General features: G+C 71.7%; 1 protein-coding gene. It reads right to left on the bottom strand.

The window, feature by feature from the left end; genetic code table 11:
- Positions 1 to 38: 38 nt before the first annotated feature.
- A partial coding sequence (locus R2S09_RS40200; protein WP_316746236.1) for an NADP-dependent oxidoreductase occupies positions 39 to 584 on the bottom strand: 546 nt, incomplete at its 5' end.

The following is a 584-nucleotide window of genomic DNA, read 5'->3' on the forward strand; positions in this document are numbered from 1 at the left end:
GCCGGTGATGCGCATGGCGATCACGATCGGTCTCCCTTTCAGTCTTCGGTCATGCGGATGATCGTCTTGCCGGGGGTGGGTTTGTCGGGGCTGAACGCGGCGGGTGCCTCGGTGAGGGGCCGCACCGCGCCGATGAGTGGCTTGAGCCGGCCGTCCCTGAGCCGGGTGGCGAGCTCGGTGAGCCGGGCGCGGTCGGGTTCGACGACGAAGAACACCGCCCGCGCTTGCCTGGGCTGGATCTTGGGTGGTGTGACGATGGTGACGAGGGTGCCGCCGGCCCTCACCAGGGCGGCCGAGCGGTCGAGGATGTCGCCGCCGATCACGTCGAACACGACGTCGGCCTGGCCGGCGTCCTGCAGGTTCTCGGTCTGCAGGTCGATGTAGGTGTCGACGCCGAGTGCGAGTGCTCTGTCCCGGCCGGAGGTCCGGCCGGTGCCGATGACGCGGGCGCCGGCCTCGCGGGCGAGCTGGACCGCGACCGAGCCGACGCCGCCGGCGGCGCCGTGGATCAGGACGGTCTGGCCTGTGGTCAGGCGGCCGTGGTCGAAGAGGCCCTGCCAGGCGGTCAGCCCGGAGATCGGCAG

The organism is Streptomyces sp. MK7 (assembly GCF_032658145.1).
GTDB lineage: Bacteria > Actinomycetota > Actinomycetes > Streptomycetales > Streptomycetaceae > Streptomyces > Streptomyces spiralis.